Origin of the sequence: Desulfovibrio sp. 86 (genome assembly GCF_902702915.1) — a bacterium.
Classification (GTDB): domain Bacteria; phylum Desulfobacterota; class Desulfovibrionia; order Desulfovibrionales; family Desulfovibrionaceae; genus Desulfovibrio.
In genome coordinates, this window is record NZ_LR738849.1 from 1,518,023 (window position 1) to 1,540,012 (window position 21,990).

General features: G+C 57.7%; 14 protein-coding genes. 7 read left to right on the forward strand and 7 right to left on the reverse strand.

Annotated features, from left to right (window positions below):
• The first annotated feature begins 268 nt into the window (after positions 1-268).
• The 4 genes from DESU86_RS06450 to DESU86_RS06465 all read left to right on the forward strand — a co-directional run bounded on the left by DESU86_RS06450 (position 269) and on the right by DESU86_RS06465 (position 5,577).
• Positions 269-610: a hypothetical protein gene (locus DESU86_RS06450; RefSeq protein WP_179980302.1), complete on the forward strand. Its 342-nt coding sequence runs from the start codon at positions 269-271 to the stop codon at positions 608-610.
• Entirely contained in the window at positions 603-2,033 is a 1,431-nt protein-coding gene (locus DESU86_RS06455; protein WP_179980303.1) for a histone deacetylase family protein, read from the forward strand. The genes DESU86_RS06450 and DESU86_RS06455 overlap by 8 nt, the downstream gene beginning before the upstream one ends.
• A gap of 336 nt (positions 2,034-2,369) precedes the next feature.
• Positions 2,370-3,581, forward strand: a complete 1,212-nt coding sequence (locus DESU86_RS06460; RefSeq protein ID WP_179980304.1) for a saccharopine dehydrogenase family protein — start codon at positions 2,370-2,372, stop codon at positions 3,579-3,581.
• Between the two features lie 1,276 nt (positions 3,582-4,857).
• The gene (locus DESU86_RS06465) at positions 4,858-5,577 is read left to right on the forward strand and encodes a CTP synthase C-terminal region-related (seleno)protein (RefSeq protein ID WP_179980305.1); all 720 of its coding nucleotides are present in this window, start codon (positions 4,858-4,860) and stop codon (positions 5,575-5,577) included.
• Between the two features lie 202 nt (positions 5,578-5,779).
• On the opposite strand, the gene metK is transcribed toward DESU86_RS06465, so the two are convergent.
• Both metK and panC read right to left on the reverse strand, forming a co-directional pair.
• On the reverse strand, positions 5,780-6,952 hold the full coding sequence (gene metK, locus DESU86_RS06470; protein WP_179980306.1) for a methionine adenosyltransferase: 1,173 nt from the start codon (positions 6,950-6,952) through the stop codon (positions 5,780-5,782).
• Positions 6,953-6,995: 43 nt separating this feature from the next.
• Positions 6,996-7,841, reverse strand: coding sequence for a pantoate--beta-alanine ligase (gene panC / locus DESU86_RS06475; protein WP_179980307.1), 846 nt, complete (start codon positions 7,839-7,841; stop codon positions 6,996-6,998).
• A 225-nt stretch (positions 7,842-8,066) separates the two neighbouring features.
• Here panC and DESU86_RS06480 point away from each other — a divergent pair, with 225 nt between their 5' ends.
• Positions 8,067-8,636 (forward strand): hypothetical protein, encoded by a 570-nt coding sequence (locus DESU86_RS06480; protein ID WP_179980308.1) that lies wholly within the window; start codon positions 8,067-8,069, stop codon positions 8,634-8,636.
• A 255-nt stretch (positions 8,637-8,891) separates the two neighbouring features.
• The gene (locus DESU86_RS06485) at positions 8,892-9,482 is read left to right on the forward strand and encodes an adenylyl-sulfate kinase (protein WP_179980309.1); all 591 of its coding nucleotides are present in this window, start codon (positions 8,892-8,894) and stop codon (positions 9,480-9,482) included.
• Between the two features lie 278 nt (positions 9,483-9,760).
• On the opposite strand, the gene DESU86_RS06490 is transcribed toward DESU86_RS06485, so the two are convergent.
• From DESU86_RS06490 to wecB, 5 genes are all read right to left on the reverse strand, one after another.
• Positions 9,761-11,104 carry a deoxyguanosinetriphosphate triphosphohydrolase gene (locus DESU86_RS06490; protein WP_179980310.1) on the reverse strand — a complete coding sequence of 448 codons (1,344 nt, stop codon included), beginning with the start codon at positions 11,102-11,104 and terminating at the stop codon, positions 9,761-9,763.
• A 1,767-nt stretch (positions 11,105-12,871) separates the two neighbouring features.
• Entirely contained in the window at positions 12,872-13,879 is a 1,008-nt protein-coding gene (locus DESU86_RS06495; protein ID WP_179980311.1) for a DUF4434 domain-containing protein, read from the reverse strand.
• A gap of 12 nt (positions 13,880-13,891) precedes the next feature.
• Positions 13,892-16,864: an NfrA family protein gene (locus tag DESU86_RS06500; protein WP_179980312.1), complete on the reverse strand. Its 2,973-nt coding sequence runs from the start codon at positions 16,862-16,864 to the stop codon at positions 13,892-13,894.
• Between the two features lie 49 nt (positions 16,865-16,913).
• Complete coding sequence (locus DESU86_RS06505; RefSeq protein WP_179980313.1) at positions 16,914-19,268, reverse strand: glycosyl transferase family protein; 2,355 nt, start codon at positions 19,266-19,268, stop codon at positions 16,914-16,916.
• A complete protein-coding gene (wecB, locus tag DESU86_RS06510) occupies positions 19,265-20,446 on the reverse strand; it encodes a non-hydrolyzing UDP-N-acetylglucosamine 2-epimerase (RefSeq protein WP_179980314.1) in 1,182 nt (393 codons plus the stop codon). Before wecB ends, DESU86_RS06505 begins: the two co-directional genes overlap by 4 nt.
• A 902-nt stretch (positions 20,447-21,348) precedes the next feature.
• On the opposite strand from wecB, the gene DESU86_RS06515 reads away from it, so the two are divergent.
• The gene (locus DESU86_RS06515) at positions 21,349-21,813 is read left to right on the forward strand and encodes a VOC family protein (RefSeq protein ID WP_179980315.1); all 465 of its coding nucleotides are present in this window, start codon (positions 21,349-21,351) and stop codon (positions 21,811-21,813) included.
• The last annotated feature ends 177 nt before the right edge of the window (positions 21,814-21,990 follow it).

Consider the following 21,990-nt stretch of genomic DNA (forward strand, 5'->3'; position numbering starts at 1 on the left):
TTTGGGACTCCACTTTCTCAAAGACTGAAGACGCCCGTTCCGGCCAGCAACAGCACAGGCGCGCCGCGCGGACGTCTTCGCGGCGGGCGGATGCCCATGCAGCCATCAGAGACGTTTCAGGGAGCCATTGCTCCGCACGGCCACCAACACCATGGCCGCATCCTGCAACATGGCGACAGCGCGGATATTCCGCTCTTGCGCCCTGGCAGTCGGCCATAACAATTCTGTCACATAACCTGTTTACAATCCGTCTGACGGGGAGAATACCATGCAAGAATTTTACGACCTCAAGCTCGAAGGAACAAAGCTGCATTTCATTCCCCGCGAAGACGGGTCCGAAGGCTTTGAATTCGCCCTGCCCGATCCCCCTGCCAACCATACGGCCGCCGGCATTCTGGGCGACCCGGAACTCATGTACTGCGTGGCCTTCCGCAAGGAAGACGGCCACGGCGGTCTCTTTGCCATGTATGACGAAAACGGCCTGCTCTTCGTGGCCGTGGCGGCCAGCAACCTGGCCTATTCGCTGGGTCTGGCCGAGATGGGCCGCACGGTGACCTACGCCCGCTACGGGGCGGACATCTTTGACGCGCTGGACGAAAATGATGACTGAGCCGTGGGCCGGGCAACGCCCGGCAACCCACAATCCCTCCCTGGTGGACACAAAGACCGCATTCCGTGCCGCGCAACGGCTGGGAGTGGTCTTTTTTCCCGCTTTTGACTGGGCCATCTCCGCCACCCATCCCGAGCGCGAAGAACGCCTGCTCTACACGCGCGATCAACTTGTGGAAGAAGGGCTGTTCGATATTCCCGGCATCACGGAATACCGCCCCCCCTTTGCCAGCCACGCGCAGCTTGAGCGTGTCCATTTCTGCCTGCCCACGGTTCGCGCCGTGAGCACGGATTCGCATCTGGCGGCGGCCGGCGGAGCCATACGCGCCGCCCGTCTTGTGCTTGAAGGTCATGAAGACCGCGCCTTTGCCCTTGTGCGCCCGCCGGGGCATCACGCCATGCGCGTGGTGCACGGCAACCGTGGCTTCTGCAATATCAACAATGAAGCCGTCATGGTGGAGTACATCCGCGACACCTACCCGCACCCCGACGGCCGCCCCCTGCGCATCGCCATTGTGGACACGGACGTGCACCACGGCGACGGCACTCAGGACGTGTTCTGGAACGATCCGCACACGCTCTTCATTTCCCTGCATCAGGACGGGCGCACCCTGTATCCCGGCACGGGCTTTCTGAAAGAATGCGGCGGCCCCGGCGCTCTCGGCCGCACCATCAATATTCCCCTGCCGCCGGAGACCTCGGACGAAGGCTATCTTTACGCCGTGGAACACGCGGTGCTGCCCATTCTGGAAGACTTCAAACCGGACTTCGTCATCAACTCCGCCGGGCAGGACAACCACTTCACCGATCCTCTGGCCAACATGAAGCTGTCGGCGCAGGGCTACGCGGCCCTCACAAAACTGCTCAAGCCCCATGTGGCGGTGCTTGAGGGCGGCTATGCCATCCGCGGCGCTCTGCCCTATGTGAACCTGGCCATCTGCATGGCCCTGGCAGGGCTGGACGCGGGCGACATCCGCGAGCCGGGCTGGACGCCGGAAGCCACGCGCCAGGACCCCAAGGTGGGGCAGTACATAGCCCGCCTGTGCGGGCAGGTGCGCGACGTCTATTTCAATCCGCCCGACGAACCGTTTGAGGGCCGTGTGGAAGGCCGGGGCCAGGATCGCTGGTGGGTTCGGCAAAAGCATATTTTTTATGATACAGACATGATCAGCGAGGGCCAGACGGAAGGCTGGCGGCTCTGCGCGGACTGCTCCGGCCTCGGACGCATCGAAACGGCCTCGGATCGCGTGGCCCGCTCGCTCTGCCTGCTCATACCGCGCCATGCCTGCCCGGCCTGCCGGGCCAGGGGACTGGAACTTGCCGCCGAAGCCCGCAAGACCGGGCGCTACGCCCACGTGCTGCTGCTGGACGGCGATGCCGCAGGCGTCATGCCGGATGCCGGGCGCGAGCACCTGCGGGTGTAGACGGCCCCGCGCGGGCATACGGGAGCCTGTGGGCATGACAACGATCAGCGTTCAGGCCCCCCGGCCTTGCGCACATTATGCGGTCCGGGTTGGGGGCGTCCCTTTAGCGGGGCACGCTTTGAATTTTCAGGGGCAGTATGCCTGACGGCCAATGAACGACCGCGCGGAATCCGTACAATGCGGTTGACTGATCCGGTCTTTGCAGGCATATAGCCGGACTTTGCGCCCATAATGGCCCTTGCGGCCACAGGCGCTTTTTGTGTGATGGGACGTGACCGGGCGGCGCAGCCGCACGGATTTTCTTTTGACCCCCTATCTTGCTGAGAGGGAAGAGCTATGGCGAATATCCTTATCATCGGCGCGGGCGGCGTCGGGAGCGTGGTTGTCCACAAATGCGCCCAGGTGGCCAAGGAAGGCGGCACTTTTGACAAGATAACCCTTGCCAGCCGCACGGTCGCGCGCTGCGACGCCATCGCCGCGAGCGTGAAGGCGCGCTACGGCGTGGACATTGCCACCGCCAAGGTGGACGCGGACAATGTGCCCGAACTCTGCGCGCTTATCCGCAGCGTCAAGCCCGACCTTGTGTGCAACGTGGCCCTGCCCTATCAGGACCTGCACATTATGGACGCCTGCCTTGAATGCGGCGTGCACTATGTGGACACGGCCAACTACGAACCGCTGGACACCGCCAAGTTTGAATACAAATGGCAGTGGGCCTACGCGGAGCGCTTTCGCGAAGCCGGGCTCACCGCCCTGCTCGGTTCGGGCTTTGACCCCGGCGTCACCAACGTCTTTGCCGCCTGGGTCATGAAGCACGAGATGGACGAAGTGCATGTGCTCGACATCATTGACTGCAATGCCGGTGACCACGGCCAGCCCTTTGCCACCAACTTCAACCCTGAAATCAATATCCGTGAAGTGACCGCGCGCGGCCGCTACTGGGAACGGGGCGAATGGGTGGAGACGGATCCGCTGTCCTGGTCCATGAATTTTGATTTCCCCGACGGCATTGGCGGCAAGAAGTGCTTTCTCATGTACCACGAGGAGCTGGAATCCCTGGTCAAGAACCTCAAGGGACTGCGCCGCGCCCGTTTCTGGATGACCTTCTCGGAGAATTATCTCAACCACCTGAAAGTGCTCGGCAATGTGGGCATGACCCGCATTGATCCCGTGAACTTCCAGGGGCAGGACATTGTGCCCATCCAGTTCCTGGCCAAGCTGCTGCCCGATCCGTCCTCGCTCGGCCCCCTGACCAAGGGCAAGACCTGCATCGGCGACCTCATGCGCGGCGTCAGCGGCGGCAAGGAAAAAACCGTATATATCTACAATATCTGCGACCACGAAGAATGCTATGCCGAAGTCGGTTCGCAGGCCATTTCATACACCACGGGCGTGCCCGCCATGATCGGCTCCAAGATGGTGGCCGAGGGTACGTGGCGCAAGCCCGGCGTGTGGAATATGGAGCAGTTTGATCCCGATCCCTTCCTCAAGGATCTGGGCAAGTATGGGCTGCCCTGGCAGTGCGTGGATGTGACGGGGAAGATTTAGTTTCTTCTCTCGATTGGAGTGCTACGAGGGGTGTCGTTACGGCGACAAGGCGACATTCCTGCGGAGCGCTTCAAAGGCTGAAAAATACGTCTGCGTTTCTATGTCTGTTTTTTTGAAAGGCTGTTTGCCCGGTTGCGGGTGAACAGCCTTTCAGTTTTTTCTTTGATAAATAGGTGGTTAAGCCAGAACTGAAAATAAGGAAACGGCGACGAGAACAAAGAAAAGGAAGAAAAGCAGGGCTTGCCCTTTGAAATGCGGTTGTTGCGCCCTGCGGGCACGGCGACCTTTCTTTTCTGTTGTTTGGGCCGCCTGCGCGGCGGGCGGCGTGGCGAGGGTATGCGCGGCAGGCGCTCTAAAGAAAGCAAAGCAGGGCTTGGCCTTTGAGCGGCGGCTTCTGCGCCCTGCGGGCACGGGGGCTTTCCTTTTCTGTTGCTTGGGCCGCCTGCGCGGCGGGCGGCAGATGGGGGCCTGTTAGGGGCTGCCGTATACTGCCGCCCCTCCGAGGCCCCCTCTGCACTCCCCCCGGACGACCCCGCTGGGCTTGTCGTATCTCTCCACTCCCACGGGGCAGTCTTCAAGGGCCTTCCATATCCCATCATTCTGCGAGGGCTGCGCGGCTTTCGCTTCGGGAGCTTCCTCGCTTCGCTCGGCGATCTCCCTGCGCGCCGCGCAATGCCAGCGTACGTTTTGGCGTTGAGTGTCAGTTTTGGGGAATCTGAGCGCTAAGACTCGTCTGGCGACCTGTGAAGAAACCTACTCCCACCGTAATTCCAATGTTTTCAAAGGCGGCGGATGTAACTGCATAAGCAATTTGATTGGGATACTGTTGTTTCTCAGGCGAAGTGCAGGCCATTGCCGGGGGCGGCGTCATAAAGAGCCTAAGCCGACACGTCGGCGAGGTTCGTGCGCAGCCGCCCCCGAAGAAAATACTCTTAGTCGGGGTAGAACAGGGGATGCAAGGGGGGCATTATAGGGGCAGTATAACTTCACCCTAAAGGTATAGGGCCTGACCGCCAGGAGAGATGAAGAACACCTAAAGGGATGATGCCAGTATGGTCGGCAGCGTTTTTCAAAATTCTGGAAGTGGCTTGTACGATATGCGCTACTCTTTGCAAAAAGAGCAGAAGGAATCACTTGAAGCATCCGCAGTCGAGACTCCAACCGCTCAGCACGTTTTCGGCTCTCGCGACACGCATTCTTGACCATCGCCAAGGGCAAATGTAAAATAAAACATTCAAACCACCTCTATTAGCCATGCCGCCAAGACTGAGCTCATATGAAGAAAAAATCCTTGCGCATCGGAATCATCGGTGATTTTGATGCGGCAAAAAAATCACATATCGCGACTGTAGAAGCGCTCAGGCATTGCGGAAGCACTTTGCACCTGCACACTGAAATTATGTGGATAAGCACGCAAACCCTTGAGGACGATGCTGAAAAACACCTGTCGAATTGTGACGGCGTGTTCTGTGCTCCCGGCAGCCCCTATGCCAGTCTTGCCGGGGCGTTACGCGGCATCCGTTTCGCACGGGAAGCGAACAAGCCGTTCTTGGGTACCTGTGGCGGGTTTCAACATGCGCTCCTTGAATTTGCCGTGAATGCGCTCGGCATGGCGGAGGCCGCCCATGAGGAATACTCGCCGGATGCCGTATTCCCTGTGGTATCCCGCCTGTCTTGCACTCTGCGCGAGCAGGAGAATACCATCTTTTTGCTGCCTTCATGCGTCCGGCGGATCTACGGTAAAGAAGCAACTGTAGAGCGCTACAATTGCGGCTTTGGCCTCAACCCAGCGTATCAGGCGCGTTTTACGGAATGCGGCTTCAATGTCGTGGGCATGGACGCCCAGGGGGAAGCCAGAATTATGGAAATGCCGAGTCGCGCCTTCTTTGTGGGCACCCTGTTTCAGCCCCAGCTCAGCTCCACACCGGAGAATCCCCATCCATTGCTGCTGGCGTTCATCAAAACGGCAGCTGGCGAGGACGGGGAGCGCGCCTGACGCCGACCTGGGTGGAAGACTTTACCACTTCCGTGGCATGGATGCGCAGGGCATCGCTACCCTTCGTCTGAGCATCATCGGCGAAGCCGCTTCCGTGCTCTTGAAAAAATCCCCTAGTTTGGGGCTTCCTTTTTTCTGAATAAAAAAGAGTGGAGAGGCATGACGCCCCTCCACTCCGGATATGCTAACTAGCGTGCCGCTACTACACTTTGGCGGCGGTACGCAGGTCGGCCACGGCGTCCGTGGCTTCCCAGGTGAACTCGGGCAGCTCGCGGCCAAAGTGGCCGTAGCAGGAGGTCTTCTGGTAAATGGGGCGCTTGAGGTCAAGGCGCTTGCTGATGAAGTAGGGGCGCAGGTCAAAAACTTCGCGCACGGCCTTGGTCAGGATTTCATCAGGAATCTCGCTGGTTCCCTGCGACGACACAAGCACGCTCACGGGCTGGGCCACGCCGATGCAATAGGCGATCTGCACTTCGCATATAGGGGCGAGACCGGCGGCCACGACGTTTTTGGCAATGTAGCGGCCCATGTACGCGCCGGAACGGTCAACCTTGGAGGGATCCTTGCCGGAGAACGCGCCGCCGCCGTGGTGGCCGCTGCCGCCGTAGGTGTCCTGAATGATCTTGCGGCCAGTGAGGCCGCAGTCGCCCATGGGGCCGCCCACCACAAAACGTCCGGTGGTGTTGATGAAGATTTCGCAGTCTTTTTCGGTAAAGTAGCCGGAAGGTTCAAGAATGGGGCGAATCACGTGCTTTTTCACGGCTTCGGCCACATCCGCCTGACTGGCGCTGGCGGCGTGCTGGGTGGAAACCACCACGTTGTTGATGCGCACGGGCCTGCCGTCCTGATATTCAAAAGAAACCTGGGTCTTGCCGTCCGGGCGGAAAATGTCCACCAGTCCGTCCTTGCGCACCTTGGTGAGCTGCTGCGAAAGCTGATGCGCCCAGTAGATGGGGGCGGGCATCAGGGTGGAGGTTTCGTCGCAGGCATAGCCGAACATCATGCCCTGGTCGCCCGCGCCCTGGTCTTCGGGCTTTGCACGCACAACGCCCTGGGCGATGTCGGGGGACTGATGCCCGATGGTGGAAATGACGGCGCAGGTCTTCCAGTCAAAGCCCATGTCGGAGTTGCTGTAGCCGATGTTCTTGATGGTCTCGCGTACCACGGTGGGCAGGTCGGCGTAGCCGGTGGTGGTGATTTCACCGGCGATAATGGCCATGCCCGTGGTTACCAGGGTTTCGCAGGCCACGTGGGCGTCGGCGTCCTGGGCCAGCAGGGTGTCCAGAACCGCGTCGGAAATCTGGTCTGCCACCTTGTCGGGATGCCCTTCGGTGACGGATTCGGAGGTAAAGAAATATTTGCCCTTGGTCTGCATGCTGTTCTCCTTTAAAGGATCACACCGCAGGCGCGGTGCGTTGCTAACGCAAAATGATATTGTCGATAAGTCTGGCCTTGCCCATGCGCACGGCACAGGCCATGAGGGCCGGGCCGTCAACCTTGTCGAGCTGGGCCAGGGATTCGGGATGTACAATGCTGAGATAGTCCAGCCGCCCCAGCGGCAGCATTTCCGCCCAGCGGCGCAGCACGGCCTCACGCAGCAGGGACGCGCTGGTCTCGCCCTCCTGCGCCAGCTTCTGCGCGTGCAGCAGGCCCCGGCGTATTTCCGGCGCCTGGGCGCGCTCTTCCGGGGCAAGGTAGACATTGCGCGATGACAACGCGAGCCCGTCGGACTCACGCACGATGGGGAGCGTTTCAATGCGCACAGGCAGGTTGAGATCCCGCACCATACGGCGCAGGATGGCCTGCTGCTGCCAATCTTTCTGGCCGAAAACGGCCACGTCCGCCGCGCTCAGCATGAAAAGCTTGAGCACTACGGTGCACACGCCGCGAAAATGTATGGGGCGGGTCTGCCCGCACAGGCCCTTGGCAAGGTCGGGAACCTCGACCCAGGTGGCGTGATCCGGCGCATACATGGACCCCGGTTCGGGCATAAAGAGCACGTCCGCGCCATGACTGGCGGCAATGGCCGCGTCGCGTTCGGCGTCGCGCGGATATGCGTCGAGGTCCTCATCGGGCCCAAATTGGGTAGGATTGACGAAAAGGCTTACCACAAGCCTTTTGCCCAAGGTGCGACCTTGGGCCATAAGGGCTTCATGCCCGGCGTGGTAGTAGCCCATGGTGGGAACAAGCGCGATGTCGTCCCCGGCCTTGTGCCAGGCGCGGCACTGGGCCGCCAATTGCTGTGGGGTAGTTAATATCTGCATATCAAGGTATTGTGATATAGTTTAAGAGAATCCATTTATACACGTGTCGAGAAGGCTTGTAAAGAAGAAGAGGGAATCCCTGCCCTGCCGGGGGGATGCTCAGGGGCGGTACCCAGGGGCGGTACTCGGGGAACGGGGCATGGAACCGGCATGGCGCTGCGCGGGGTCGGGCCGCCGCCCTTGACCCTCCCGGCGTCAATGGGCATAAGAAGAGCGGGAGGGCACATGGTGAAACCTTTTTATCAGGGCAAGTTGGACACATTTTGCGCGATTTACGCCGTACTGAACGCCCTGCGCCTTACCCACAGCATCCGGGTGCTCAGGGCGCGCAACATTCTCAATGAAACCCTGATGGCTTTGGCGACCTCGCCGGAAGTGTTCAGAGCCGTGCTTGAGCAGGAGACCGACTACTGCACTCTTGTGGACGGCATGCTGCGCGCGCAGAGCCGCGTGTTTCCCCTGGACGTGCGCCAGCCCTTTGGCACGGATCAGGACCCATCCGCCGAACAGGTGTGGGACTGTTGTGATCAGTGGCTTAATGGCGGCAGCAACCGCGCCCTTGTTTTTCGTTTTTTGCGCCACATCACGCCTGACAGCCCGGCCGTGAACCGCCACTGGACAACGGCCGACAGCCTGAAGGATGACGTGCTGCATCTTTTTGACTGCAGCCATGAGGCAGAGGCCATCCTCAATGTGCGCAAGGGCAGCTTTGTGACCCGCCCGCAGGAAATCGAGCAGGACAAACTGCTGTACATCCAGCCTGAGACCATCCGCCTGATACGCCTGCCGGTATAGAACCTCCTGCCTTTAAAAAGGGTACGTGCTCCAACGCCGCGCGAGAACGCGGCGCGGCGCAACGTGCCGAGGATTCAGCGTTTACCGCCTGACCGCCCGTGCTGCACCGTCAAAAAACCACGCCAAGTTACCAGTCTTATTATATCCGTCTGTAATAAAATACTTTTTTTACCCTGGCCGGATTATTGCATTTTTTCAGGCGTTCTCTGGCGCGGCACACGCGCCCAACGCAACGCGCACGCAAGCGAGGTGAGCATGACGCCTGTACTCTGGCTGCTGGGCCTTTCCGGCAGCGGCAAAACCGCACTTGGTTCTCTTCTGCGCCTGTATCTGGAAGGGCAGGGCATTGAAACGGCCTTTATTGACGAAGGCAAATTTTGCCCGCAGGCCGATGTCGCCCCTGAAGGCCGCATTGCCGCAACCAACGTCTTGCGCGATCATGCTTTGCAGAAGCACGCCCAGGGCCGCCTGTGCATTGTGGCGGCCACCACCCCCTATGACAGCATGCGCCAGAAAAACCGTGACCTCTTGCCCCTGTACCGTGAAGTGTGGGTGCGCTGCTCACTGCAAACGCTGGTAGAGCGCGACACCAGGGGCTTGTACGCCATGGCCGCGCACGCGCACGTCCCCGGACTGTGCGGCCTGACCGACAAATTTGATGAGCCCCGTCGCGCCGATCATATCATTGATACTGACCGCCACAGTCTGGCCGAAAGTTATTTGCAGTTGCGCGACCTTGCCCTGAACGCTCTGGATACAGCGCGCCACTGGCAGCGCATGCAGCACGCGCTGCTGCCGGAACGTCCGCTGCCTGCGGCCCGCATGCAGCCCGCCATAGCCCTTTAGAGCATGTTACTTTTGAAAAAGGCCACATGCCCTGAAGCTGCGCGAGTGTGCGGCGCATCGCAGTGTGGCGTGACTTCTGCCGAAAAATCGCATTTTTCGGCAGAATGACAACTTGAAATGTGAAGCATTGCAAAGGTCATCTGAGCCAGAGCAATGTTACATTGTCATCGCTCTGACGGCTGGGGGTGGAACCTCCACGCCGCCGCCGTCACTGGCGGCCTTGCCCGGTGCGCTTTGCCTGGCGAGTTTTGCCTGACGCGTTTTGCCTGGTGGGCGCGTTATTGCGCCGCAGTGCCTGAGAACTGCTGCGAAATGAAGGTCGCGTAATCGTCGGTCATGCCAGACACAAAATCCAGCACGCGCAGATAGGCCGTATACAGGCATTCGCCCTCAGAAGGAGCATTGGAGCCCATGAGAGTAAGCGCGCGTTTTTCCTGATAGGACATGGTATTGTTTTTACTGAAATTGAAGCAGGCCGGAATAAAAATGTCCAGCAGCCGCTTGTACAGAGTGTACGTTCCTATTTCCAGCGCGGTTTTCTGCGGATTGTTCATAATCTTGCTGTTAAAGACCTCTTTTGCCGCGGCCATAAAATTTGCCACATCCGGCTTGGCGTGCTTGAGCAGATCGCCCTCAAGCGTGCCGGCCATCATGTCTTCATAACACTCCATAAATGTCTGCACCACGGAAGGGATGATGCACGCCATGGCCCTGGTGCGCAGCATGCCGGAGCGCCGCCGGTCGGAGTCCATAGCGCCCAGGCGGGCCGTATCCATATCGTTGTCGTCAAGCAGCGGCTCCACGGCGTTCTTGATGTCCTGATAGCCAATGATGCGCAGTTCGCGCGCGTCCTCCATATCTATGATGCGGTAGCAGATGTCGTCCGCCGCCTCCAGCAGGTAGGAAAGCGGATGCCGTCGCGCGCGGCCGTCACGCATCAGACCCAGAGTTGTGAAGATTTCCGTAAAAATGCCCTGCTCTGCGGTGTAAAAATTAAACTTGCCGCTGGATTGCCCCAATGCCTCATGGGCGGATCGGGGATACTTCACAAGGCTGCCCAGCACGGGAAAGGTCAGGCGAAAGCCCCCGGCGTCCTTGTTGTTCTCAAGCGTATTGACCACCCGAAATCCCTGGGCGTTGCCGTCAAAGGCCTCAAAGTCCGCCCGTTCCGCTGGCCGCAGTTCCTTGAAATAGTGCTCGGTATGGCCCGTATCCTTGAACCAGTCGCGTATGGCTTCTTCACCGGCATGGCCAAAGGGCGGATTGCCGATATCGTGCGCAAGGCAGGCCGCCTGTATGATCTGGCCGAGATGCTCGGGGCTGAAACCGTCCGGCAGGTGCCCCCGGTCGGCCAGGGTCTGCCCCACCTGAAGGCCCAGCGATCGCCCGACGCTGCTTACCTCAAGTGAATGGGTAAGACGGTTGTGGATATGGTCGTTGCGCACCAGCGGATGCACCTGGGTTTTCTTGGCCAGCCTGCGAAACGAGCTGGAAAAGATGATGCGGTCATAATCCTGCACAAAGGGATTGCGCACCACATCGAGGTCGGCAAGCATCTTGCTCTGGCGCGTTATGCGGTACGGGGCCAGCAGACGGCCCCATTGTTCTTTATGGTCGCTCATAAGTTCTCCTTCAAAGGCTTTATGACAACTGTCTTCGAGCTGCAAGCCTATGAGCTTTTGAGGCGCGGAGCTTACACGGCTGAGGATTCAGAAAAAATTAAGCAGGGTTTGCCCTTTGATAGGAGGGTATTGCGCCCTGCGGGCACGGGGGCTTTTCTTTAATTTCGTTTTGGCCGCCTGCGCGGTGGCGGCGTGGCGGGGGTATGCGCGGCGGACGCTTCAAGAGAATAAAGCTGGGCCTGTCCTCTGAGAGGTGGGTGTTGTGCCCTGCGGGCACGGGGGCTTTCTTTTTCCTTTTGTTTTGGCCGCCTGCGCGGCGGGCGGCGTGGTGCGGTATGGACGCGGACGCTTTGAAGAAAATAGAGCTTGTCCTTTGAAAGACAGTTTGTGTGCCCTGCGGGCACGGCGACCTTTCTTTTCCGTTGTTTGGGCCGCCTGCGCGGCGTGCGGCAAGGCGGGGCCGGTTATGGGGCTGCGCCCCCTTCTCGGCCCCCCTTGCATCCCCCCCGAAGCACCCCGCTGTCCTACCCTGACCAACAATTTCCCTTTTTCGGGGGCGGCTACGCACGAACCTCGCCGACGTGTCGGCTTCGGTTCTTTATGACGCCGCCCCCGGCAGCAATACGCTCCCTGCCTGAGAAGCGGCACAGGCTTAAGGCATGTTACCGTGATAAAAACGCTGAATTCCTTTGCCAGATTTTTTGGTAAATCCAGAAGCGGACCAAACAGCAGAAAAAGAAAGGCCGCCGTGCCCGCAGGGCGCAATACCCTCCTATCGAAGGACAAGCTCTGCTTTATTTTTTTGAAGCCCCATCTACGCGAGTACCGCCGCCATTACGTGCCTTTTCCCAACAGTGATATGCAGTTTCTGAGGCTCCCCCACAGCCAAAGAGACGCCTTCCCGACGCTCACTCAGGGCGAGATCACACGCTGGCATTGCGCGGCGCGCAGGGAGATCGCCGAGCGGAGCGAGGAAGCTCCCGGAGCAGAAGCCGCGCAGCCCTCGCAGAATGGTGGGATATGGAAGGCCCTTGAAGGCTGACCCGTGGGAGTGTGGGATATACGACAAACCCAGCGGGGTCGTCCGGGGGGAGTGCAGAGGGGGCCTCGGAGGGGCGGCAGCCCCTAACAGGCCCCCATCTGCCGCCCGCCGCGCAGGCGGCCCAAACAGCAGAAAAAGTAAGGCCCCCGTGCCCGCTGGGCACATAAGCCATCTCTCGAAGGACAAGCTCTGCTTTATTCTTTTTGAAGCCCAGCTACGCAAGTACCGCCGCCATTACGTGCCTTTTCCCAATAGTGATATGCGGTTTCTGGGGCTCCCCCACAGCCAAAGAGACGCCTTCCCGAAGCTCACTCAGGGCGAGATCGCACGCTGGCATTGCGTGGCGCACAGGGAGATCGCCGAGCGGAGCGAGGAAGCTCCCGGAGCAAAAGCCGCGCAGCCCTCGCAGAATGGTGGGATATGGAAGGCCCTTGAAGGCTGACCCGTGGGAGTGGAGAGATGCGACAAGCCCAGCGGGGTCGTCCGGGGGGAGTGCAGAGGGGGCCTCGGAGGGGCGGCAGCCCCTAACAGGCCCCCATCTGCCGCCCGCCGCGCAGGCGGCCCAAACGAAATAAAAGACAGGCCGCCATGCCCGCAGGGCACAGAACCCACCTCTCAAAGGACAGGCCCTGCTTTGCTTTCTTCAGAGCGCCCACCGCGCATACTCACGCCACGTCGCACGCCGCGCATACTCACGCCACGCCGCCCGCCCCGCAGGCGGCATCCTAAAACGCTTCCTTGTAGGCCTTGTAAAGAACCGCTGCCTGTTCCCCCCCAAAAGGTGAACAGTATTCAGGAAGACTGAAGGCCATAATCCCCGAATGGGGGACAGATCCGGCAATCTTCAATTGCTTTTTTATCCGCGCCAGCGGTGCAGGGACAGCACGAAAGGCTTTCTGGTTTACTGGCGCGCCGTCAACCTGGGTGAATACTTCAACTACCGGTGTAAACACGCGCCCGGTCTTTTCTGCAGCTTGAGAGACTGCCCCGAAAAACAGGCTGACTTCATTCACGTTCAGTTTGTGTGCGCCTACGCCGTCCTGAAAGAGAACCCTGTCAATGCCGCTCTGGGTCAAAATGCGTTGCCACAATTTTTTGAGCGTCTCCGGTTCAGCATAGCCATTGGAAAAACCGGAAACCGCTACGGGCAGATGGGGGGCCAGGATTCGTAATCCTGCGCGCAGATCCTTCAAAAAATTCAGGAGTTCTGCCTGCCGATCTGCCTCAAGCCAACTTTGATCGTCAATTTCCTGCGGTATGTACAAGCCGCTTACCACATTTTTGCCTGAGTCCAAGCGTAGCAATTCCTCTGCGGCCGCAAGGCTGGTAGTGCATAACTTGCGAAAATACCAGCGAACATGGTTGGGATCCCGCTTGATTTTTTCCCAATATGCCTGGTCGTGGACAAGCCCGAGAACCACCCGTATATGCTGATCTCGTGCCGCCCGCAGGGCCTTTTCCAGCGTAAGCCGGGCAGGAGCGGTAAAATATTTGCTTGCGTAGGTTGGCGTTGCGCCATCGACAGTCCATTGAACCACAACCTCATCGACTCCAATGGCGCGCAGAGCTGCAAACAGGCTTTGCCAGCGCTCTTCAGTCCATGTCGCGTGGACATCCCATAACTGAAGAAAGGTGCCGGTTATGACCGGTTTCGCGGCATCAGCTCTTCCGTCCTGTACGGAAAGCGTGATTATAAGGCTGATCAGCGCAAAAAACTGCAGGATTTTTTTCATTGCCCGGTCCGGTCAGTAGGTAATGCTGGTTGTGAGGAACAGCGAATTTATGGTGTTGTTCTTGTTGTGGCCCTCAGCATGAAAAAGCGTGCCTCCCTTATATTGTAAAAGAATTTCCATGGATGATCTGGAGACTTCATATTCAAAAGCAGGAAAAAGAAAGCGCAAAGAAACGCCAGCGCCAAATTCTACAAGAGATGTCTGGTCGCGGTCTGGCTCAGTAATACGAGTGTCGGCCACTATATGTGGCGTTACAAGTAATTTGTCATTTACATTGAAGGTCATGCCCTGCCGAACTTCACCGTAGATGGCGCTGCGCACGTCTTCGGACGCATAGTAATCGTATTCACCGAAGAAAAAGCTGTAGTTCCAGTATGGGGTTCCGGGTTTGAGGTCATATCCGTCCGCCCATGAATACATTGCCCGTAACAGCCAATTGTCTTCGGCTTTGTCTCCAATGTGAAAAAGTCGTTCAGCCCCCAGATTGAAATTCTGGCTTTTGAAGGGCTTGTAGCGCAAGCCCACAGCGCCTTGCCATGTATCTTCATCAAAAGAAAAGCTGTTGTTTTCATTCAGATTGGCGCTGACGCGGCCGATAACCTGAAGAATACGGTCATCACGCAGACCGAAAAAGGGAGGGATCCAAGCGAGTTCAGCCCCACCGCCTGAGCGGATCGTATGAGAAGTGTCGCCACCGGTCCATTTGGACGAACCTGCCTGATCCGGAATATAGGACAGGTACGCTGTAGCCGACACGTTCGTCTGGAGCTTTGTCACCTCCTGCCGCAGCCTGTGTATTTTTTTGTCCATTTCAATCTGTTCCGCCTCATTGTCCGGCCTTTGCATCTGGGCATCGTCAATGGCCCTCTTGAACGAGGCAACGGCCCGGTCATTGCGGGCCTCGTGCATATAGGCATAGCCCAGGTCTTCCCTCAAAAAGAGGTAGTCATTATCGGCATTGAGCGCGGCTTCAAATGACTGAGCCGCTTCCGCATATTGACCGGACTCGCTGAGGGCATAGCCTAGCGCGGCCTGGCGCTCGGGACTGTCGCCCATGGCCAGAGATTTTCTGTATGCCGCGATGGCATCGGGATTTCGGTGGAGTTTACGCAGCAAATTGCCCTGGCGGAAAAACAGATCAGCGTCTTTTTTCATGACCAGTGATTCTTCGAGCAACGTTGCCGCATCTTCGTATCGTTGGTCCGCTTCAGCAATAAAGGCCAATTCTGAGAGGCGCAGCAAGCGTGTACTTTCAGACAATGCCCAGGGGGGGGCCATTTCAAGTGTCTGCCTGGCGGCTTCGCCCTGCCCCGCAAGCCGTTCAACTCGCCCGAGGCGCACTGCCGTTTCAGCGTCATAACCGAGTGCCTGCGCCTTTCTGAAGGCTTCTGCGGCTTCTGCATAGCTGGCCTCGCCCGCATAAAGAAACCCAAGGGAGAGGTAAAACTCCCGCTGTTCACGCGGGGGCATGCCGGACACGCTTTTTTCAGCCTGTTTGTAGCTGGCAAGAGCAAGGCCGGGCTTACCGAGCTTTTCATATGTGCGCCCCAAAGAAAGCCGCGTGCCTGGGGTACTATGCAGGTTTACGGCCAGGGCAAAGTCTTCCAGAGCTTTTTCATACAGGCCTGCCTTGAATTCCGCCTGGGCCTCGGCAAGAGTGACGCGCCAGTTGGGGCCAGTTATGGCCAAGGCACGGTGAAAGGCGCGTTCCGCTCCGGCGTAATCTCCCAGGGCTGTGAGCGCGTAGCCGAGATTTTCTTCTGAGACCGCCATATCATCACGCAGGGCTCCGGGGCTGTCGGCAGCCAGACGCCACGTAGCTGCGGCCTTTGCGGTTTCGCCCGCAGCCGTGTGGGCCTGCGCAAGCGACATGAGCGTTTTTACTTTTTCTCTGGGGGAATCAAGCAGTTCCAGAGCCTGATGCAGTGGTTCCACGGCTTCGGCAGGTTTGCCGATGGCCATGGCAGACAGGCCGAGCCCCAAAGCCAGCTGCGCCTGTGCAGCGCGCGGCAGCGCTGACGCCAGGCCAGACATCAGGGCGGACGCCTCGCGGAATGCCCGATAGCCCTGAGCAGCATCGCCTTGATTGGAATATATGTTGCCGAGCGCCAGCAGGGTTTCTGCCTTGAGAGTCGTATTGTCATTGGTGCGTAAAAAAGCCTCAAGCGTATCGGCAGCCTGCTTGTCCAGATGCGCAGACGCAAGGCTCAGCCCCGCCTTGTACAGCATTTGCGGGTCTTGCACAGAAAGTTCGGCATATAACCTTGCAGCTTCCTGATATTGGGCAGACAAAAACAGGCTGTTGGCCAGAATGGTGGTATTTTCAGGCGTGGGTTGCAGTTTTGCCAGCAGCCTCCCGAGGCGTACGGCTTCACTGTGGTTGCCTTCCAGCCCGGCGAGAATTGCCTGCTCGCGTAAAAGCGATTCGTCTTCCGGGGCAAGACTACGCGCCTGCGCCAGATATTCTGCGGTCTTTTCTTCCAAACCGATCTGTTTGCTGACCAGAACCAGAGAACGCAAGGCTGCAATCTTTTCCTGGTTACTCTGGGCTGCAGCCAGCGCGTTTTCAAAAGCGGCCAGGGCATTGGCGTCATCACCCAACTTCATGAGAATCATGCCCCGGGACATCTGCAAGGCGTGGCTTGTCTGCGTTCCGGGCTGACTGTCCAGCAATGCGAGCGCCTCGTTGTACCTGCCCATTTGATAGAGCAGGTTCATGAAATCGGCGCGCGCCTTGTGGTCTGAGGGAATGATGTCAAAATACTGGCGGAATTCCGCCGCCGCTTCATCAGTTTTGCCTTCTTTAAGCTTGCGATAGGCCATGTCCAAATGCGGGTAACCCTTAAAATGGGCCAGCCGATCATCAACCCAACTTTTTCCAACGGCGGGGGCTCCGTCTGTACGCGGCGTGTGTTCCGCCATGGCGCAGATCGGGTGCAGGCTGAAAGCCATCAGAAGCGGCGTCAGAAAGAAATATGTTTTCATAAACAATATCGCTGTGTTATGAGTACCAGCATTATGACGACTCACATTGTCAGGCAGGAAGGGCCTGGTCCCTGTCATGGGACTTTTTAACTTGGCCGAGCGGCCTTGCCTTGGGAATGGGATAAGGCTCTGGCAGGGTTCGGGCTATGGCCTGCTCTGCGACATCCAGAATGTCTGCCGTCACAAAATTGAGCTGCAGCAAAACGTCCTCCAATGTAGGGCAGGAATCTTGTTGCACCTCCAACGCATGCTCCAGCTGGCTTTCCGAGACCAACCCTTCAGTAACCAAAAAATCGCCAAATCTGCCCTCTGGTCTGTGTTGGGCAAAAAATCGTGATTCAGCTTCTTTCAACTGCGCATAGCGCACCATGTTTTCCTGAAGCAGTATGTCGCCCAGCTTGGCATATTTTTGCCGCCGGTGACTTCGGGCCTGGTCAAGCTGTTCTTCACTGATTTGCCCGTTGGCAACAAGATAGGAGGCAAAATCTGTGGCAGTTGACCCGCCCGATGAGGAAAGCCTGTCAAAACCATAACGCAGCGCAAAGGCGAGGTCACTTCTGGTGACAAGATAGAGCACAATAGCGCGCCCCGCAGCCTGTTCCATTTCTGACAGGGCCTGGGAAGAAGGCGGGTTTTCCACCGCCAGCGCCAACTCGCCAGTGGGCTGAATTTCCATAGGAAAGGCTCCGTTGGCCAGAGCCAGGTGGCGCGGTATGGCCGAGAGGGCATCAAGCGGCGTGCGGTAAGGGTCTACACGGCGCGTCTCAATGCGAAACTGTTTGCCGAGAATCTGGATCAGCCTGTCTTCTGAAATCATACCCATATCCAGCAGCACCCGCCCCAGGGGCAGGCCGGTCTCTTTTTGGCGTGCCAGGGCGGCGTCGAGCTGCGCGATGGTAATGAAACGCCTGTCCAGCATAAGGTCGCCCAAACGACGGCGGTAGGCCACCAGTTCCGCTTCAGAGGGGTAAACATGTTCCGTTTTGTCCCAGGCAATGACCTTGCCTGTGAGCAGATACCTCGCATAGAGGCGAAATGCCCGCATGGTGGCCGCGAAGTTGATCACGTTGCCCCACAGCAACCGGGGAAAGGACAGCAGAGCCTCGCCAAAGCCATAGACGATGCAGACATAAAACATGCGCCACAGCGACCGCCAGAAAAAGAAAAACAAGTTTGCGAGCATCAGGTACCAGAGCCCCGTATCAGGCTCAACAATGGGGGGGTAATGGTAAGCATCGGGTGCGAAAACCTGATAAAGCCACAGGGCGCCGACAAGCGGCACAACGGCATTGGCAAGCATGCTCACAAGGTTGGTGACCAGACCTTTTCTGTCCCGAAACAGCATATAGCGCGTCCAGAAATTGCCCTGCCAGCCGATATTTGCCCATCCCTGAAGGGCAATGCCCATGATCCAGCGCGACTTTTGCCTGACGGCCGTGCTGAAGGTGCGGGGGAAATATTCCCGGATGACGATATATTCCGGTTTGGTACCCACATGGGTTTTGCCGGTCAGAAAGTTTTTGCGGCTTACCTGCCGGTGGAGCACCTGGCGGACAAAAACCTGACGCAACCCGAATTTGCGCATGCGCAGGCCAAAATCATAGTCTTCCGTCAGTGATTCAATGTTGAAAAGCTGGTTGTTGCTGTCCTTGGCCAGCAGTTCAAGCGCACGGCGGCTATACCCGCTGCCGACGCCGGCAGAGGGCACGGACTTGCTCAGTATCTCCCGAACAAGCATGTCACGGGCATGATTTTCTGCAAATTCAGCGGCATAATGTCCGGCCGTAAAGTTCCACCAGCGCAGTGTCATAGGAAAAACCGGCAACTGTATCATGTCCATGCGCGGGATGAGATAGTTGAACAGCTTGATGTAGAGAGGATGAACAATGTCCTCGGAATCGTTCATGACGAAGATGTCAAACTCTACGTCGTTTTCTTTTTCAAAGTGCTTGATGCCCGCGTAAATCCAGTTAAGGCAGTCGGCCTTGTTGGTCGGGCCGTCTTTGGGGCAGACAATGCGGTTGACGTTGCCGTAAACCTCTCTGGCCAGGGAAACCTCTCGCTGGGTCTTGAGGTCATTGGGGTATGTGCCGACAAAAATCTGATAGTTCGAATAATTGATAGTCTTTATGGTGTTGTCGAGCATCCGGCGAATAACGGCGGATTCGTCCCAGCAGGGAATCATGATGGCCACGGGTTTTTCCGGCGGCGACATCAGCTGATCCTCGGTCAATGGGGGAAATTTGCGGCGGATGAAAATCCAACGGTAGGCCTTGTGGAAGATATAGGTGCAGTCGATAAAAAGCTCATCAATTCCGCTGAGAAGAAAAACAACGCCGAGTCCCATCAGCAAAAGCTGAAGGCCCAGTAAAAGATACGGCATGATGAAGTCTAGCGTAGTCATTGCGCAATCTTTCCCTGGGGTTGAAACTGCCGTTCAACAGGCAGTATTGGGGTTTCTCCGCCAAAATAGCGCCGCAGGGCCTCTACTATGCGCTCTGCTGCCCTGCCGTCGCCATAAGGATTAGACCCTTGGCGCATGCGTTGCCGTGCATGCTCGTCAGTGAGCAGTTTTGCCGCTTTTTCCGCTATTAAAGCACGATCTGTGCCTACAAGTTGCGCCATGCCCAGGCGGGCGGCTTCGGGGCGTTCTGTTACCGAGCGCAGCACCAGCACAGGCGTGTGGAATGTGGGCGCTTCTTCCTGGCCGCCACCAGAATCCGTCAAAAAAAGCGTCGCGTCGCGCATAAGGTTTACGAACGATAAATAATCCAGCGGATCCGTAAGATGAATATTGGCCACATTGCCCAGGGCCGCAAAAACCACATCATGCACGCGGGGGTTGCGGTGTACCGGGTAGATAAAGGATATATCGGGAAAAGCTGCGGCCAGGTCGCCTATGGCGCCGCAGATGTCGGGCAGACCATGCTCCCAACTTTCACGCCGGTGCGACGTCACAAGAACAAACCGCGACGCCTCGCCGACCAGAGGCATCAGGTGCGGGGCCAGACCTGGGCCGAGTTTGTCGGACAACCTGAGCAGCGCATCAACCACTGTGTTTCCGGTAACGATAATCGTGTCGTCATCGTGTCCTTCTTTCAGCAGTTCCTTTTTGGCAAGAGGCGTGGGGGCAAAGTGCAGTGTCGTCAAAACACTGGTAAGCCGCCGGTTGGCTTCCTCCGGGAACGGGTTTGCCATGTCGTGACTGCGTAGACCTGCCTCAACATGCCCGATTTTCACGCCAAGATAATGCGCCGCCAGAGACGCGGCAAAAACGGTGGTGGTATCCCCCTGCACCAGCAACATATCCGGCTTCGCCTGGTCGAGGTATCGCGTAAGCCCGTTCAGGGCTTTTTCTGTCAGCGAACTCAGGCTCTGGTTGGGCGTCATCAGGTGCAGATCAACGTCAGGCTTAAGTGCAAAAAGCGTCAGAACCTGCTCCAGCATTTCACGGTGCTGCCCGGTGGAAATAATGCTGAGGCGCATATCTTCCGCTGCCGCCAAGGCGTGGATCACGGGCGCCATTTTTATGGCTTCCGGTCTTGTGCCAATAACTACTGATATATGTGGCTGATAAGACATATATGCTCCTGAGGCTCCAGGCATGTCAGCTTCACTTATGGTGGTGCACAAGCACTTAGGTTCTTTGAAAAATATTGTGCATAAACCATACCAGCAGGCTATGCTGGCAGAAAAATCAAAATGGAGGCCTGCATCCTTTGGCACGTCGCTGGACCACTTGACCGGGAGCGAGATCAACACGCACATCAGGACGCTGAAGGACAGTTGATGAAATTCCGTCACGTAAGCCCCAACGTCAGCAGAACATTACTCACGCATCTCAAAGGCCAGCCCCAAGGCTCAGACCCTTCGTCACAACGTACCTTTCCCCAACAACCAGCCGCCATTCCTGAAACTTTCCACAGCCAGCGGGACGCCCTCTGCCCCTCATGCAGCGCGAAGGCGCATGCTGGCATTGCGCGGCGCGCAGGGAGATCACCGAGCGAAGCGAGGAAGCTCCCGGAGCAAAAGCCGCGCAGCCCTCGCCACGTGTCGGAAACGGGAAAGCCTTTAAGGGCTAACCCGTGGGAGTGGGGATATATACGACAAGCCCAAGCGGGGTCGTCCGGGGGGAGTGCAGATGGGGGCCTCGGAGGGGCGGCAGCCCCTAACAGGCCCCGCCTTGCCGCACGCCGCGCAGGCGGCCAAAACAAAAGAAAAAAGAAAGCCCCCATGCCCGCAGGGCACAACACCCGCCTCTCAGAGGACAGGCCCTTCTTTACTTTCTTCAGAGCGCACGCCGCGCACACTCACGCCTTGCCGCGCAACCTGGACAACGCCAAAGGGCGGGCTGTGCCCTGATGCTGCAAATAGAGCCACCTCACGATATGGTCACTGTACAGGTCTTGCTCGATTGCCTAAAATCTAACTGGCGTTCATAACACAAAGCTTGTCTGACAACTTATTGAGAAGAGGCACGTATCATGCGTTATGTACATACAAATCTCATCGCTAAAAACTGGCGATCTCTTTCGCTATTTTATCAGAAAGTATTTGGATGTAAGCCAGTTCCACCTGAACGGGATTTGAAAGGTGCGTGGTTAGAACGCCTGACAGGCATGCCGGATGCTCATATCGTTGGTGAACATCTGAGGTTGCCAGGATACGACGATGCAGGTTTGACTCTCGAAATATTCAGTTATGATACTTCAACTTCAGGAGAGCCAAAGCTGAACCTCCACGGCTTTTCGCATATTGCTTTTGAAGTAGAAAATGTCGCTGATACGGTTAAATTACTGCTTAGCGAGGGTGGCGAACTTGTGGGAGAAATCGTCAGCAGAGAATACGAAACATTGGGCACAGGGACTTTTGCATATGCAAAAGATCCAGAAGGCAATATCATTGAGGTACAGAGTTGGAAGAAGCATAAAGAAAGCAGTGCAGAATAACCTGGCAACGTATAGAAAAAACGAAACCCCCTTCCTTGGCTGAAATATCGTTGCTACTTTCGGTCATGTGTGCGCTCTGCCCGTTAAGAAAATGGGCGGGGCCGCTCCCGACATCAAACCGCAGAATATTCCTCGGTCAGCGGCAAGGATATTTTGTCCCGGCTGGCCGGGATGGTG

Bases quoted from the DNA above. Each gene is read 5' to 3' on its own strand.
- DESU86_RS06450 (WP_179980302.1), top strand. From the start codon at position 269: ATGCAAGAATTTTACGACCTCAAGCTCGAAGGAACAAAGCTGCATTTC.
- DESU86_RS06455 (WP_179980303.1), top strand. From the start codon at position 603: ATGACTGAGCCGTGGGCCGGGCAACGCCCGGCAACCCACAATCCCTCC.
- DESU86_RS06460 (WP_179980304.1), top strand. From the start codon at position 2,370: ATGGCGAATATCCTTATCATCGGCGCGGGCGGCGTCGGGAGCGTGGTT.
- DESU86_RS06465 (WP_179980305.1), top strand. From the start codon at position 4,858: ATGAAGAAAAAATCCTTGCGCATCGGAATCATCGGTGATTTTGATGCG.
- metK (WP_179980306.1), bottom strand. From the start codon at position 6,952: ATGCAGACCAAGGGCAAATATTTCTTTACCTCCGAATCCGTCACCGAA.
- panC (WP_179980307.1), bottom strand. From the start codon at position 7,841: ATGCAGATATTAACTACCCCACAGCAATTGGCGGCCCAGTGCCGCGCC.
- DESU86_RS06480 (WP_179980308.1), top strand. From the start codon at position 8,067: ATGGTGAAACCTTTTTATCAGGGCAAGTTGGACACATTTTGCGCGATT.
- DESU86_RS06485 (WP_179980309.1), top strand. From the start codon at position 8,892: ATGACGCCTGTACTCTGGCTGCTGGGCCTTTCCGGCAGCGGCAAAACC.
- DESU86_RS06490 (WP_179980310.1), bottom strand. From the start codon at position 11,104: ATGAGCGACCATAAAGAACAATGGGGCCGTCTGCTGGCCCCGTACCGC.
- DESU86_RS06495 (WP_179980311.1), bottom strand. From the start codon at position 13,879: ATGAAAAAAATCCTGCAGTTTTTTGCGCTGATCAGCCTTATAATCACG.
- DESU86_RS06500 (WP_179980312.1), bottom strand. From the start codon at position 16,864: ATGAAAACATATTTCTTTCTGACGCCGCTTCTGATGGCTTTCAGCCTG.
- DESU86_RS06505 (WP_179980313.1), bottom strand. From the start codon at position 19,268: ATGACTACGCTAGACTTCATCATGCCGTATCTTTTACTGGGCCTTCAG.
- wecB (WP_179980314.1), bottom strand. From the start codon at position 20,446: ATGTCTTATCAGCCACATATATCAGTAGTTATTGGCACAAGACCGGAA.
- DESU86_RS06515 (WP_179980315.1), top strand. From the start codon at position 21,349: ATGCGTTATGTACATACAAATCTCATCGCTAAAAACTGGCGATCTCTT.